Source organism: Sandarakinorhabdus sp., assembly GCF_031430775.1.
Lineage (GTDB): Bacteria > Pseudomonadota > Alphaproteobacteria > Sphingomonadales > Sphingomonadaceae > Sandarakinorhabdus.
Map to the genome: position 1 here is coordinate 1 of NZ_JANPCD010000177.1, position 14,384 is coordinate 14,384.

The window sequence follows — 14,384 nt, forward strand, 5'->3', positions numbered from 1 at the left end:
AACGTCACGACCAGCAAGGCTGATGTCGATCTGGTCGGGGATCGCGTTCGATGCGCAATCGAGCTGCAATTCGTGGCGAACGATGTTGAGCACCGCGCCGCGCTTCATGCCGGGCGACTTGTCTTCATCGACGAAATGCACCGGCACCTGCACGGTGATCACGGCATCGCCAACCAGACGATAGAAATCGACATGGATCGGGCGATCGCTGACCGGGTGGAACTGCACATCGCGCGGCAGGGTGCGGTGCACGACACCGTCAAGCTCGATCTCGACGACCGAGTTCATGAAATGCCCGGTGTGCAGCTGGCGGACCAGCAGCTTTTCCTCGAGGTGGATGGGGGTTGCGGCTTCACCAGCGCCATAGATCACGGCCGGTACGCGGCCCTCACGGCGCACTGCGCGGGAGGCTCCCTTGCCTGCCATGTCGCGCATCTGGGCCGCGAGCTTCATTGTCTCACTCATTGCTCGCTCCTGAAAATTTTTCGTTTCTCGCCGCGTCCCGGCCTCCAGGGATGCAGAATAGGATGACGGCGAAGGGGCGGGCCATAGGCGAAAGCGCGGGTCAAGGCAAGTTCGGCTTGGGCAGGGCCAGCCAACGGGCGCAGATTGGCCGCCCCGCCCGTTTTTTCGCCACAACGGCGGGGAGCTGATTACTGGATCCGCCTTGGCTTCATGCCCCGCGCCCGCAGTCCCTCGATCAGGCCGTCCTTGCCGCCAAGATGTGCGGCACCCACAGCGATCACCAACCGGCCGGGCTTTGCCAGTCGCGTTTTGATCCAGTCGGCCCAGCGGGCATTGCGATCTGTCAGCAGCAGCCGGCGTGCGCCTGGCGAAATACTGCCTTCGCCGGCGAAATCCCGGGCCAGCACCTCGACATTACCGGCGCGCCACGCCTTCAGGATGGCCCGCAATTGCCGATTGATCGCCTTGCTGTCCTCCACGGCTTCAGCCAGCATCTTGTCCTGATCAGCCTGTGACAGGCCATCCAGCATCGCGAACTGCGCTTCGGCGCTCTCCAGTTCGGCCAGTTTCACCCGACCGGCCAACCGCTTGCGCACCTGGTTTTCCGTGCCGGAATTGGCATCCAGCCCGGCTTCCTTGAGAACGGCCTGTGTCAGCAGGATCGACACCAGCCAGCTTTTCATCTTGTCGAGCGCGGCGGGCGGCATGCCGGTGGCGGCCAGCGCCTTGGCCAGCGCCGGGCGCGCGGACACGGGCACGCGGCCAAGGATGGGGCGCGGCGCCGCAAGCAGGCCGTAACGCGCCATGATCGGCCCCAGCGCGGCCGGATCGTCTGGCAGGATGGCTTCGAGCACCAGCGTGTCGGCGGCGTCCAGCCGGCGGGCCAGCCCCGGGGTCAGCCATTTCAGGCCGGGCGGCATTGCGTGGATGGTGCCCAGGATGGTCGCTTCGCCGGCGGGACCTTTCACGCTCCACAAGGCCGGGGCGGCGAGCGCCGGACCAGCAAGCAGGGCAAGCCACCAAAGGCCGACGAGAACCAGGATCCGCACCGCGCTGGCATAGCGCAGCGCGGGCGATGCTGTCACGCCTCGGCCTGTCACACCTTGGCCCAATATTGGTCCTTGAGCAGGCGCTTGTACAGCTTGCCGGTGTCGTGACGCGGCAACTCGGCCATGAAATCAATGCGTTTCGGGCATTTCACATGGCTGAGGCGCCCTCGGATGAAGACCAGCAACTCAGCCTCCAGTTCCGGTCCCGCGCTGGCCATGTCGCGCGGCTGCACCACGGCATGTACCGCCTCGCCCATTTCGGCATCGGGGATGCCGAACACGGCGACATCGGCCACTTCGGGATGCAGCGTCAGGGCGTTTTCGGCCTCTTGCGGATAGACGTTGACGCCGCCCGAAATGATCATGAACGCCGCGCGGTCGGTCAGGAACAGATAACCGTCATCATCGACATGGCCGATATCGCCGAACGTTGCGCCGTGTTCACCGGTGACGCTGGCGGTCTTTTCCGCGTCATTGTGATAAGAGAATGTTCCGCCACCGTGGAAATAGATGCGGCCCGTCTGCCCTGGCGGCAAGAGCTGGTCATCATCGCCCAGCACCCGGATGGTGCCGAGGATGGATTTGCCGACGCTGCCCGGCTTGGCCAGCCATTCCTGCGGCGTGATGGAGGTGAAGCCGGCGCCTTCGGTGGCACTGTAATATTCATAGATCACCGGCCCCCACCAGGCGATCATGGCGTGCTTCACATCGACGGGGCACGGGGCTGCGGCATGGATAGCGACCTTAAGGCTCGACAGGTCATGCGCCGCGCGTGCGTCATCGGGCAGTTTCAGCATGCGCACGAACATGGTGGGCACCAGTTGGCTGTGCGTGATGCGGTATTTTTCCACCATTGTCAGATAGGTTTCGGGGTCGAAGCGTTCCATGACCACGACCGTGCCGCCGAACTTGTGCGCTGCCATGCAATACCGCAGCGGCGCGGCATGATACAGTGGCGCCGGCGACAGATACATCATGCCGGGGCTGAACTGATACAGCATGGCGACCAACCCGGTCAGCCCGTCGGGCGCATCGATCGGCCCTTCGGGCAGCGGCCCGCGTACGCCCTTGGGCCGGCCGGTGGTGCCGCTGGAATACAGCATGTCGCGGCCGGTGCTTTCGTCTGCGATGCGGGTTTCTGGCTGGGCCGCCAGTGCCGCACCGAGCGGCGTGAAGCCCGGCGCCGCGCCGCCGATCACCAGCCGCGCCGCATCGGGCAAATCCGGTGCTGCCGCAGCGGCGACGCCAGCAAGCGCAGCCGAGGCGAACACCGCTTTGGCGCCCGAATCGGCAATGATATAGCCGGCTTCGTCCGGGGTGAGCTTGGTGGACATGGCAACATAGATCAGCCCGGCCCGCTGCGCACCCCAGCAGATCGGCAGGAAATCGATGTGGTTGTGCATCATCACGGCGATGGTATCGCCGCGCGCCAGCCCAAGCTGGCGCAGCAGGTGCGCAACCTGGTTGGACCGCGCCTCAAGCCCGGCATAGCTCAGCGTTTCGCCGGTGCCGGCCATGATGATGGCGGGACGGCCGGGATCGCTGGCGGCGTGATGAAACGGATGCATGGTCAGATCCTCAAGCAACGACCGGCTGGCGGCGCCGGTCAACCCAGATTGCAGCGGCCATCAGGGCCATGAACAACAGCACAAGCCCGGCGATATTGACGATGACCTGACTCCAGCCGAACTTGCCGACATCGATGAAGAAATAGGCGTATTTTCCCGTCGCGGCCCCCCGGTACAGGCTCCAGAGGCAGTAAAGGAACGGCACCGGCAGCGAAACGGCCAGATCGCGCCACTGCAAGGCCCCGGCCGGGCGGAACCGCCACCACCAGACCGGATAGGCCAGCGGCACCGCCATGTGCAGCACCCGGTCGATGACCAGCCGCAACCCGGTGACATGGTTGAAGCCGATCAGCAGCGTGTTGTAGATCAGCCCGACGACGATGATGTAGACCAGCACGCTGGCCAGCACGGCGGGGCGCGACAGGCCGACCGGGCCATGCCTGGCATAATGTGCGGCAACCACAGCGACTGCCGTGTTCGACCAGATGGTGAAATAGCCAAAAAGCCTTAGCAGGACTTCAGCGGCGGTGCGGTCACCCTTGGCGAGATTGAGGCCGAACTGCGCGGCAACCGCACAGCCGGCAAGGACGGCGATGATGGCGGCGAAGCGGCGGGCGTTGGGGGTTTCCTGCATGACCGGCACGCTAGCGGCTTTGCCGCCGGGATGACAGCCTGTCGGCTTTTGGGGTTTTTGGCAGATTTTTTGGATTTTCTTGGCGCGCAGGCGTGGATTACACCATGGTGCCTGTTGCAGCGGGATGCCGACGGGGCTATCAGGCACCGCATGTTCAAACTACCCGATTACAATGACCGTGCCAAAGCCGCTGCCGAAGCACGGCTGGCCAAGCTCAACAAGTTCAAGGCCGCGCCGCCGCCGAGCGAAGACGCAATGGCCGCCCGCGCCCGTGCCGCCGAAAAGCGCGCCGAGCGTGAAGAAGAGCGCAAGCTGGAACGCGCCGAAAAGGCCCGCCAGGCCGAAGAAAACCGCATTGCACGCGAAGCCGCAGCGGTTGTCGCCGCCGAGCATGCGCGGCTGGACGCCATTTCACGCGATGCCGCGCTGAAGGCCGCCCGCGACGCTCGCTACGCCGCGCGCAAGCAGCGGGTCCGGTAACCGCAATTCCCCCGCCCGCCAGCGGGAGAGGGAATGTCACTTCACGGCGACCACATTGTCGTCGCTGTTGCGGTCCACATATTTGTTGTACGGATCGACCCCGGCAAAGCTGGGCTTCTTCGCCGTCACTAGCCGCAGCTGTGTCTCGCCAGACCGCAATGGCCGGCGCTCCATCATCAGCACGGCGGCACGGTCGAAACTGCCGTCCCCGGGCTTGTCCGTGAACAGGCCGACGTCGATGTCATCGGCCAACGGCGTTTTCGTTTCGCGGCCCTTGCCGTCGGCATACGCCTTGGTCGCCGCCACGGTCAGCGTCGTTTCGAAGCGGCCATCGGCCAGTTTGCGCGTCTGCGCGCCTGTGGCCTTGAGGTCATAGATGGTGATGCGTTCCAGCAGATCGCTGATCAATTGCCTTTCGGCATCATTGCGGGCCAGGCCCTTGAAGCCACCGACAAGCACCGGCGCCCCGGCATAGGGCGCACCCTTGAAGCGATATTGTTTGAGCAGCCCGGCAAGCATGGCATTGACGCGCGCCTCGCCGAGCCGGTCGGCGAGCAGGAACAGCACGAGGCTGCCCTTGCGGTAGTGGATATAGCCCTGGTTCTCGACCCGGCCGAGCGGCAGTTCCTCGATGGCTTCGGACCCGCGACTGCGCAGATAGCTGTCGAGTTCATACTTGAGGAACCGGCGGATCTTGTCGTCGCCATAACGTTTTTTCATCACCATCAGCGCCGAATATTGCGCCAGCGTTTCGACCAGCATGGTCGCGCCCTGCTGGTCGGCCGACACCAGTTGATGGCCCCAATATTGATGCCCAAGCTCGTGGGCGGTGATGTAGGTGACATAGTCGATCTTGTCGGGATCGGCGGCATTGGCCAAAAAGCCGATCGATTCCGAATAGGGCACCGTGCCGGCAAAGGCCTGAGCGAATTCGGCATAGGCCGGGAATTCGATGATCCGGGCATAGTCGAACTGATATGGCCCGAAATTGGCGGTGTAATAGGCAAGGCTGTCCTGCATGGCGCGGATCATGCGCGGCGCGTTCCAGCCGTGATCCGGGTGATGATAGACGGTCAGCGCGACGTTGCCGGCCTTGCCTTGCACCTCGGCATAGCGGGCAGATTGCACCGAGAAAAACGCGATGATCGGCGCCGATGACACGAAACGCGCCGTGCGCCGGCCGGCGGCGGTCACGTCCGACACCCGGCGGCCCGGCGCAATCGGGGTTTGGCCGGCATCGGTGATGACGGTAATATCGCTCATCACCCAGGGCGCGTTGAATAGCATGTTGCGGCGCGTGGCGCTGGCGTCCTCCAGCTTGGGCAGGCGCAGTTCACCCGTCAGCCCGAATTTGCGCCGCGTGATGCGGTCCGCCAGCAGCCCGTTCCGGTCCATGCCGACGGCCAGCGCAAAATCGCCATTGTTGAGAAAGGTGCCGTTTTCCACCAGCGTGCGGTCGGCACCATTGGCACGAAAGCCCCGGTTCCAGCGCCGTGTCGCAAAATCTACAGTCAATTTCGCGCCCGGTGCCAGCGGCTCGGCAAAGCGGTAGATGCGATAGTTGAATGTGTCGTCGCGGCTGGCCAGCACTGCACCGGGCACATCGACGCGCACCATTTCTGTGTCGGGATCGCTGAGCCGCAGATGCAGATCGCGCAAGGGCGCGCCGGTGTCGTTGACGAGGTCATAATGGCCGGCCGCATCGAAACGGCGGATCGCCGGCTTGAGATCGACGGTCATGCGCACATTGGTGACGCTGGGCTGCAGCAGCTTTTCGTACTTCAGATACTTGCGCTCATATTCGGCACTGAGCCGGCTCACATCATCGCGGGTGCGATAATCGTTCAGCACATTGGTGTTGTAGTAGACATAGCTGCCCGCCGCCGCCGCGCCGGCAGTGCCCAGCGTGATCAGCGCCAGCGGCACACCGCGCAGCCGGGCCGGCAGCCGGCGCAGGCGCGGCATGATGCTGGTGTCGGTGCCGCGCCGCCACAACAGATGCGCGCCCACCGCCAGCACCAGCGCCACCAAGCCCCAGTACAGCCGCAGCCACCACGCCCCGGACGCGCCGAGCCGGTCGAGGTTGATGTCGGAAAACCGCACGCTGGGCGTATCGCCATAGGTGTAGAGCGGGTGATCAAAGCCGATATTGCCCAGCGTGATGGTAGCCACCAAATAGACAACCATCACGCCCCAACCGACGTATTTGTTCGGGCTGAGCGCCTGCACGAACACCGCCAGCACCGCCAGCAGCAGCATTTCGATCGTGGTCGGCAGCACATACCAGGCAGCATATTGTTCCGGCGCGATGCCGGTATAGCCGCGCAGCAGCTGGATGAGCACGGCGGCCAGCACCGAGACCATGAGCGTGGAAAACAGCACGCCGACCAGCGCCAGCACCTTGGGTACCAGATAGGCCCAGTTGGGCAGCGGCGTGGCGTCCATGATCTCGTGGAATTTGACCTGGCGGTCGCGCCAGACCAGCTCGCCGGCATAATAGATGGCGATGATCAGCGGGATGATGCCGAAACTGCCCGCCAGCAGCGAGATCAGCCCGAAGGTCGCGGGCCGCGCCGGCGTGCCGTAGATCTCGCCGGAAAACCACAGCGAGCCGCCGGCATTGAACAGCCCGACGATCAGCAGCACGGCAAACGCCGGGCTGCGGAACAATTGCGCCATTTCAAAGCGCGTGCGCGCAGTCAGCCGGGCCATCCCAGCCTGCGCAGGGCGCGGCGCCGGCAGCACGGCAACGGTCATCGGCGCGGTCGCTGCCAGCCGGGCAGCGCTTTTCGCAGCCTTTGCCGCGCCGCGCCGTGACAGGCCGCGCTCGGCAAAGCTGAACCTTGCATAGGCAAGGCCCAGCGCCAGCAACGCCGCGCCGAACCAGATCAGCCGGTTGAGCAGCAGGTCGCCAGCCAAAGCCGGCATCATGGTGTTGCTGTCGGACGAGGTCCAGTAGCGGGTGATGTTGCCGACCGCCGCAAAGCCGAACGGTTCGATCAGCCCGGCCAGTTCCCGCATTTCCGGCTTGGAGCGCAGCCAGCCGTTCAGCACGACATAGAGCACGAGGAACACCACGACGCCGACATAGGAATACATCATCGAGCGCGTCATGGTGGCGACCGCAAAGAAGATCGCAGCCGTGAGGAACACATTGGGCAGCGCCAGCCCGAAATAGGCGATGGCATAATATGACGGGTTGTTCGGACCCAGGGTTTCGGGGTCCAGCCAGGGCATCATCGAACCGATCCAGATCGCCAGCGGCACAGCGGCAAACGCCAGCGCGGCGGCCGCAAAGGCGCCGGCAAAGCGCGCGAACAGATAGTCGAACTTGGCCACGCGCGTCGTCTTGACCATCGGGCCAAAGCCGCTTTCGTCGTCGCGCACGATGACATTGGCGACAAAGGCCGTCGTCACGAACATGAAGAACAGCGACAGGATCATGTGGATCTGCCCGATGGCCTGCGGGCTGTTGACATGGACGTTGCCGCCCGCGCCGATCTGGATTTCATCGACGGTGACAGCGCCGAATGTCATCAGGAAGAACAGGATGGCGACCACCCAGAACACCGGATTTTTCAGCTGATAGCCCAGCTCGAACCGGGCGATACTTGCGAACATGCGGCGCTCCCGGCTCAGGCGGCCAGCGCCGGGCGGCGCGAGCGCGCCAGCGTGGCGAAATAGACATCTTCCAGCCCGCCTTCGACGGATGCGAAACCGTCACCCGCGTCGGTATCGGACAGCACATGGATGATGGTGCGGCCAGCAAACAGCCGCGTCGAAATCACCTCATGCGTCGCCTGGCGCTCTGCCAGTTCGTCGCGCGTTATGGTGCGTGCCCAGACGCTGCCGCGTGCCTGCGCGATCAGGTCCTGCGGCGCGCCCTGCAACTGGATGCGCCCTGCGGCCAGCACGGCCATGCGCGGGCACAGATCGGCGACGTCCTCGACGATATGGGTGGACAGGATGACCACGACGTTCTCGCCGATTTCGGCCAGCAGGTTGAGAAAGCGGTTGCGCTCCTCCGGGTCCAGCCCGGCAGTGGGTTCATCGACGATGATCAGGCGCGGACCCCCAATCAGCGCCTGGGCAATGCCGAAACGTTGGCGCATGCCGCCCGAAAACCCGGCGATGGCCTTGTTTCGCACCGTCCACAAATTGGTCTGGTTCAGAAGCGTTTCGACCGTCGCCTTGCGGTCGGCGCGCGATGACACCCCCTTGAGCACCGCCATGTGATCGAGCATGTCATAGGCCGACACACGCGGATACACGCCGAAATCCTGCGGCAGATACCCCAGCGTCTCGCGCAGCGCTTCGGGCTGGGCGATGACATCGATATCGCCGAACCGTATCTTGCCCTGCGTCGGCGTTTGCAGCGTCGCCACAGTGCGCATAAGCGTCGATTTGCCGGCGCCATTGGGGCCGAGCAGCCCGAACATGCCGTTTGGGATGGACAACGTCACATCATCGAGCGCGCGCGTGCCGTTTGGGTAGACATGGGTGACATGTTCAAGCGTGAGCATGGGAATTCCTTGGTTACGCACGTGTTTTAGTCTAAGTGTATTGCCCGTGTAAAGCAGCGAATATCTGGATGTTTGCATGGCATCGGAAAGCCTTTTAGCGTGGAAGCCAATGCGCGATTTGATCACCCAATCCGCCCGGCGGCTGCTGGAGACGCATCTGCCCGAGGTGGCCGTGCGCCAAAGCAGGACAGGCCGGTTGCCCGATGGTTGGCAGGCAATGACCAAGTCGGGCCTGCTGCTGGCGCTGCGCCCCGATAGCGGGATCGGACGCGCCGATGCGCTGGCGCTGGCCGAGGTGGCGGGCGCCCATGCCAGCCCTGGACCAATCGCGGAGACGATGCTGGCAAATTGGCTGCTGGGTCTCGCCGGCCTGCCGCCCGCGACCGGCCCGGCGACGGTTGCGGTACTGGCAGGTGCGGCCATCAATGACGGCCAATTGACGGGCCGTGCGGCGGGTGTGCCATGGGCAATGCCCGGCGTGGAGATCATTGCCATCGGCGGCGGTGCTCTGGTCCGCAGTTGGGCGCCGGCGCTGCTTGCCGAACCCAGCATTTCGGGCCTGCCGCGCGCTTCGGTGACAGTGGCCGCATCCGTCGCGGCAAAGGCCCCCGAGGTGGATATCCAGGCAGCGATGGCGGCTCTGCGCACCCATGAGATCGCCGGCGCGCTGGCGACGATATTGGCGATGACCACCGAATGGACCGGCACTCGCGTGCAATTCGGCAAGCCGCTCAGCCGCAACCAGGCCGTGCAGCATGGCCTTGCCCGGCTGGCCAGCGAAGCCGCCGCAGCCGGCGCCGCCGCATCGCTGGCTGCCGGCGCCTTTGGCCGCGCCGACACCCGGCTGACCATCGCCGCCGCCAAGGCTCGCGCCAGCGAAGCCGCCGGTATCGGTGCCGGCATCGCGCACCAGTTGCACGGCGCCATCGGCTTCACCGCCGACCACCGGCTTCACCTGTTCACCCGCGCGCTGTGGCAATGGCGCGACGATGCTGGCAATGAGCATGACTGGGCCGCAGAATTGGGCGCAGCTACGTTGGCCGCGCCCACATTCTGGCCGATGGTCACGGCGCTGTGACGCATTTTCCCGCCGTGCCTCCATCCGACGCTGCCGAGGCCCTGCGCGGCGAAGTGCGGGCGTTTCTGGCCGACACCTTGGGGGCCATGCCGGCGGCGCAGCGCGCCCATAGCTGGAATGGCCATGACCCGGCCTTCAGCGCCGCATTGGGTGCACGCGGCTGGATCGGCATGACCTGGCCGCGCGCCTATGGCGGGCACGATCGCAGCGCGCTGGAGCGCTATGTCGTCATCGAGGAACTGCTTGCCGCCGGGGCGCCGGTGGCGGCGCACTGGATCGCCGATCGGCAATCGGGGCCACTGATCCTGAAATACGGCACCGAGGCGCAAAAACGCAGCCTGCTGCCCGCCATGGCCGCCGGCACCAGCTTTGCCTGCATCGGCATGAGCGAGCCAGGGTCGGGATCGGACCTTGCCGCGGTCAGCACCCGCGCCGAAAAAATGCCGGGCGGCTGGCGCATCAACGGCACCAAGTTATGGACGACCTTTGCCCATCGCGCGCACTGGATGATCCTGTTCTGCCGCACGTCTGGCAGCAGTGCAGACCGCCAGGCCGGCACCAGCCAGCTGATCGTCGACATGACCACGCCCGGTATCACGGTGCGCCCGGTGCTCGACCTGATGGGCGACCATCATTTCAACGAGGTGGTGTTCGACGATGTGACGGTCGGCGAGGACGCGCTGGTCGGCACGCAGGGCCAGGGCTGGGCGCAGGTGATGAGCGAGCTTGCCTATGAACGCTCCGGCCCGGAACGGTTCCTGTCGACCATGACGCTGTTGTCGGGACTGGTCGCGGCGCTGGGTGCGGACGCACCGGCTGCGGCCCATGCCCCCATCGGGCGCATGACGGCACATCTGGCCGTGCTGCGCCACATGTCGCGCGGCGTGGCGCAATTGCTGCAAGACGGCGCCGACCCGGCACTGGAGGCGGCCATCGTCAAGGACTTGGGCGCCATGTTCGAACAGGAGGTGCCCGAAATTGCCCGGGCGCTGGTCGCCCATGTGCCATCTGCGAAAATGACGCAGGATTTTCTGGAAACACTGCACTTCACGGTGCAGATGGCGCCGTCCGTCAGCTTGCGCGGCGGCACGCGCGAAATCCTGCGCGGCATCATCGCGCGCGGTCTTGGAATTAGATAGGAAACACGCATGACCGACCATGTTCTCTATGACCGCGACGGCCCGGTCGTCACGCTGACGCTCAACCAGCCGGAACTGCGCAACCCGGTGTCGGATAACGACATGGTCGATGCGATTCTGGCTTCGCTCGACCGACTGGAGACCGACCCGGAAGCCCGCGTTGCCATATTGACCGGCGCGGGCAGCGCGTTTTCGTCAGGCGGCAACCTCAAGAAAATGGCCGCCGGCGAAGGGCTTGCCGCCGCTGCGCCGGTGCAGACGCGGGTGAATTACAAGCGCGGCATCCAGCGGCTGCCGCGTGCCTTTGCGCGGCTGGATGTGCCGATCATCGCGGCGGTCAACGGCCCCGCAGTGGGCGCCGGCTGCGACCTGGCGCTGATGTGCGACATCCGCATCGCCGGCCGGTCGGCAAAATTCGCCGAAAGCTTCGTCAAGCTTGGCATCGTGCCCGGCGACGGCGGCGCCTGGCTGCTGCCCCATGTGGTCGGCCACGCCCGCGCCGCTGAAATGGCGTTGACCGGCGACACGCTGAATGCCGACGAGGCGCTGGCGTTCGGGCTGGTATCGCGCGTCGTCGAGGATGCCGATTTGCTGGGCGCGGCGCGCACCATCGCGCTGAAAATCGCCGCCAACCCCACCCAGGCCGTGCGCATGACCAAACGCCTGCTCTGGGAAGCCCGCACCGCCAGCCTGGACACCATCCTCGATATGTCGGCGGCCATGCAGGCGCTGGCGCACGCAACCGACGACAACCGCGAGGCGATGGCGGCGTTTCTGGAAAAGCGGGCGCCGAAGTTTACGGGGAGCTGAGGTAATCTGCGCTCACCGCGCTTATGTCCGGTATTGGGCCGTTTCCGGAATCACCACTTCCGGACACACTGGCGGGATAGCAGCCATTCATCTGCTCGGGAAAAGAATTCCTGATTCCGGCGCAGCTCAAGCCGTTCCTTGATCGGTGTGCAAAAGGCTGCTTTGCCGGAGGCGGCCATCCGCCTGTGGTTGAGCCGCCGGCCGGTCAAGTGCGGATTGGCACCTATTCACATCCTTGCGCCTGCAGAACGGCGGCTGCGGTATCGCGCCGGGGCGCGGCAGGATTCTGCTCGGCTACGCAGCCGACGTCCTGCGCCAGGGCTCGGCCGCCGCTGCGAAATAGATGTGCCAGACATGGCGCCACGGCAGCACGAGCGGGGTCAGCACGATCGCGATGCTGCACGCGTAAACATTGGCCCAAACAGCGTCCGTCATCCGGTCCGCAGCGTAGAGCGGCAACGCGGTGAAGACGAACCAGAGAGCCTTCCAGATAAATTCGTAGAATATGACAGGCATCATCTTCAACGGGTAACGAAGCCCGAGCAGTGCCAGTGGCGACAGGGCGGCAAGCAGGCTGTACTGCGCACCGCTCGCGATGCCCCACTCATGGCTATGATCGAGCAATGCCGGCCAGAAGACCGCCGCTGTGCCAAACCCCATCAAGGCATAATAGGCGCGCAGGATGTTGAGCCTGAGCAGTGAAACGCCGGTGTTGGTTCTGGCTGCCATCGCTCAAACTCCCTGCTTCAAGATGGCGTCGATGGCTGCAAGCGATCGCGACTGACTCACCATTTTGTTTTCGATTTGCGTCGACGACGCAGTGTTCCTGCCCGCCATTGCCGCATGGATTTCGGCAAGGGCCTTGAAATCGGCTTCTTCCCACAACCTCGTCTGAGCGGCCGCGCAGGATGGCGCATGCTTCATTGCGAAGTCAGCGCGATAGTTATGAGGTAAATTGCAGGGTGCATCAGCTATCCTCCTCGCGGTTGGTGATGGATTGCGCAGACGGCGTCGCGCCCCGAACGCGGCCCGTACCAAGCAGGTTAATGGCCAATTCAATTGCCCAACGTCGCCGAAATTCCCGGCGCCCTCGCCCGCCGCCAGTCGTCGAACCGGACCTTGCCCAGCCAGAACAGCATCACCGGCAATGGCGCCAGGGCGAGCGCGGACAGCAGCGCCGAGCCCTGCAACGCCTCGGGAAACACCTGTTGTTGTCCAAGGAAGAACGACCCCGAGGCGATGAACAGCGAAAAGCACATGCGCCAAAGATGCCGTGCGATCCGCGCGACGTTGGTCAATTGCCGTCGCACCAGGAAATTCAATTCGCCGGCGGCGGCGAAAGCGCCGGCAATGGTGAAGAGCAAGAATGCCTGTGGCGGCGACCCGTCCACCGTCCCGCTGGGGCTGGCTGCGCCCATCCGCATCAGGATCACGCCAGCGGCGGTAATCGACAGGGCAACGATGAGCCCGATGACTTCTGGCGCACCGGCTTTGGCATCACGCCGCCGCGCCGCCACGGTGCCGCTGACCAGCAGGTACAGCGCCATGATTCCGGCGACGAAGTTCGGCCGCTGCCCGGTGTCCAGGAACGGCGCCACGCCAGCGCCGATGGCATATGCCATGAACATCGCCATGAAGAACACCGATCCCGCCGCGCGGTGGACCTTTTGGCCCTTGCGCGCGGCCAACGCCACGACGCCGGTCACCATGCCGATCGCCCCGCCGGTGATGTGCGCCCATAACAGGGCATCGGCGCCCAAATGCATCCAGACCGGATCGCCCGGCCCGGCCTCCAAGTTGTTTGCCAGCGCGATCGAAGGCAGCAACGCGGCGGCGGCGGCGAACAGGACGGACGAAATGGCAATGCGGGATGTCATGAAACCCTGATTGTCGATATGCCGGTCCGGTGCCATGACCATGCGTATCGCGCGCATGACCGTTTGTAACACCAAGGGTGCTTTCGATGTCGAATCTGACCGCATCAGCTGGGCTTGTTGCTGGCCTGATCGCGTTCGCTGTCGATCGGGGCGCGGATCGTGCGGCGCTGATGGCCAGGGTCGGTCTGCGGCCCAACGAACTCGATAATGCCGACAGCCGCCTGCCGTTCGAAACCTATATGGCCGTGATGCGCGCGGCGCAGGACCTGTGCGGCGACCCGGCGCTGGCGCTGCATTTCGGTGAGGCCGTCGATCTGGCGGATCTGTCGATCGTCGGGCTGATCATGAACGCCTCGGCCACCATGGGCGACGCCTTCGCCCAGATGCAGCGACTTGGCCGGCTGACGCTGGAGACCGAGGGGCTCAGCGAGGGGCCGCGCTTCGCGCTCACGATGCGCGAAGGGCAGATGTGGATGGTCGATACCCGCACCAATCCTGACGCCTTTCCTGAACTGACCGAAGGGGCCTTTGCACGGCTGGTCTGCGGCCCGCGCCGCTTCCTGCCCAAGCCGCATGTGCTGGAGGTTCATGTCACCCACAAGGCGCCGGCTTATCGGGCTGAATATGATCGCATCTTCCAGTGCCCGGTGACCTTTTCCAGCGGCTGGAACGCCATGCGGTTCGATCCGCAGATTGCCACCTGGCCAGTCGCGCTGCAGCCGCGCTATGTCTTCGGCGTCCTGATCCAGCGGGCCGACGAT

The 14,384-nt window shown here is 64.8% G+C and carries 14 protein-coding genes; 5 read left to right on the plus strand and 9 right to left on the minus strand.

The window, feature by feature from the left end:
* The 4 genes from RMQ73_RS11535 to RMQ73_RS11550 all read right to left on the minus strand — a co-directional run.
* Nucleotides 1–465, minus strand: a 465-nt coding sequence (locus tag RMQ73_RS11535) for a 50S ribosomal protein L25/general stress protein Ctc (protein WP_310498394.1), incomplete at its 3' end; no start/stop codon positions are given.
* 188 nt (nt 466–653) lie between these two features.
* On the minus strand, nt 654–1,550 hold the full coding sequence (locus RMQ73_RS11540) for a TraB/GumN family protein (protein ID WP_310498395.1): 897 nt from the start codon (nt 1,548–1,550) through the stop codon (nt 654–656).
* Nucleotides 1,551–1,561: 11 nt separating this feature from the next.
* Nucleotides 1,562–3,082, minus strand: a complete 1,521-nt coding sequence (locus RMQ73_RS11545) for an AMP-binding protein (RefSeq protein WP_310498407.1) — start codon at nt 3,080–3,082, stop codon at nt 1,562–1,564.
* A 10-nt stretch (nt 3,083–3,092) separates the two neighbouring features.
* Nucleotides 3,093–3,716: a Pr6Pr family membrane protein gene (locus RMQ73_RS11550; RefSeq protein WP_310498396.1), complete on the minus strand. Its 624-nt coding sequence runs from the start codon at nt 3,714–3,716 to the stop codon at nt 3,093–3,095.
* Nucleotides 3,717–3,866: 150 nt separating this feature from the next.
* On the opposite strand from RMQ73_RS11550, the gene RMQ73_RS11555 reads away from it, so the two are divergent.
* Nucleotides 3,867–4,196: a DUF6481 family protein gene (locus RMQ73_RS11555; RefSeq protein WP_310498397.1), complete on the plus strand. Its 330-nt coding sequence runs from the start codon at nt 3,867–3,869 to the stop codon at nt 4,194–4,196.
* 36 nt (nt 4,197–4,232) lie between these two features.
* Here the strand turns inward: RMQ73_RS11555 and RMQ73_RS11560 are convergent, their stop codons facing one another.
* Nucleotides 4,233–7,817, minus strand: a complete 3,585-nt coding sequence (locus tag RMQ73_RS11560; protein ID WP_310498398.1) for a M1 family aminopeptidase — start codon at nt 7,815–7,817, stop codon at nt 4,233–4,235.
* Between the two features lie 14 nt (nt 7,818–7,831).
* Entirely contained in the window at nt 7,832–8,719 is an 888-nt protein-coding gene (locus tag RMQ73_RS11565) for an ABC transporter ATP-binding protein (RefSeq protein ID WP_310498399.1), read from the minus strand.
* A 109-nt stretch (nt 8,720–8,828) separates the two neighbouring features.
* Between RMQ73_RS11565 and RMQ73_RS11570 the strand changes: the two genes are divergently transcribed.
* Genes RMQ73_RS11570 through RMQ73_RS11580 form a run of 3 tightly spaced genes read left to right on the plus strand, consistent with a single transcriptional unit; the run spans nt 8,829 to nt 11,746 of the window.
* A complete protein-coding gene (locus RMQ73_RS11570) occupies nt 8,829–9,797 on the plus strand; it encodes an acyl-CoA dehydrogenase family protein (protein WP_310498400.1) in 969 nt (322 codons plus the stop codon).
* On the plus strand, nt 9,794–10,936 hold the full coding sequence (locus RMQ73_RS11575) for an acyl-CoA dehydrogenase family protein (protein WP_310498401.1): 1,143 nt from the start codon (nt 9,794–9,796) through the stop codon (nt 10,934–10,936). Before RMQ73_RS11570 ends, RMQ73_RS11575 begins: the two co-directional genes overlap by 4 nt.
* A gap of 9 nt (nt 10,937–10,945) precedes the next feature.
* Nucleotides 10,946–11,746, plus strand: a complete 801-nt coding sequence (locus tag RMQ73_RS11580; protein ID WP_310498402.1) for a crotonase/enoyl-CoA hydratase family protein — start codon at nt 10,946–10,948, stop codon at nt 11,744–11,746.
* Between the two features lie 294 nt (nt 11,747–12,040).
* Here RMQ73_RS11580 and RMQ73_RS11585 read toward each other — a convergent pair whose 3' ends face one another.
* From RMQ73_RS11585 to RMQ73_RS11595, 3 genes are all read right to left on the minus strand, one after another.
* Entirely contained in the window at nt 12,041–12,475 is a 435-nt protein-coding gene (locus tag RMQ73_RS11585) for a hypothetical protein (protein WP_310498403.1), read from the minus strand.
* A gap of 3 nt (nt 12,476–12,478) precedes the next feature.
* A complete protein-coding gene (locus tag RMQ73_RS11590; protein WP_310498404.1) occupies nt 12,479–12,670 on the minus strand; it encodes a hypothetical protein in 192 nt (63 codons plus the stop codon).
* Nucleotides 12,671–12,801: 131 nt separating this feature from the next.
* Entirely contained in the window at nt 12,802–13,623 is an 822-nt protein-coding gene (locus RMQ73_RS11595) for a hypothetical protein (protein ID WP_310498405.1), read from the minus strand.
* An 86-nt stretch (nt 13,624–13,709) separates the two neighbouring features.
* Here RMQ73_RS11595 and RMQ73_RS11600 point away from each other — a divergent pair.
* On the plus strand, nt 13,710–14,384 hold a 675-nt coding region (locus RMQ73_RS11600), incomplete at its 3' end, for an AraC family transcriptional regulator (protein WP_310498406.1).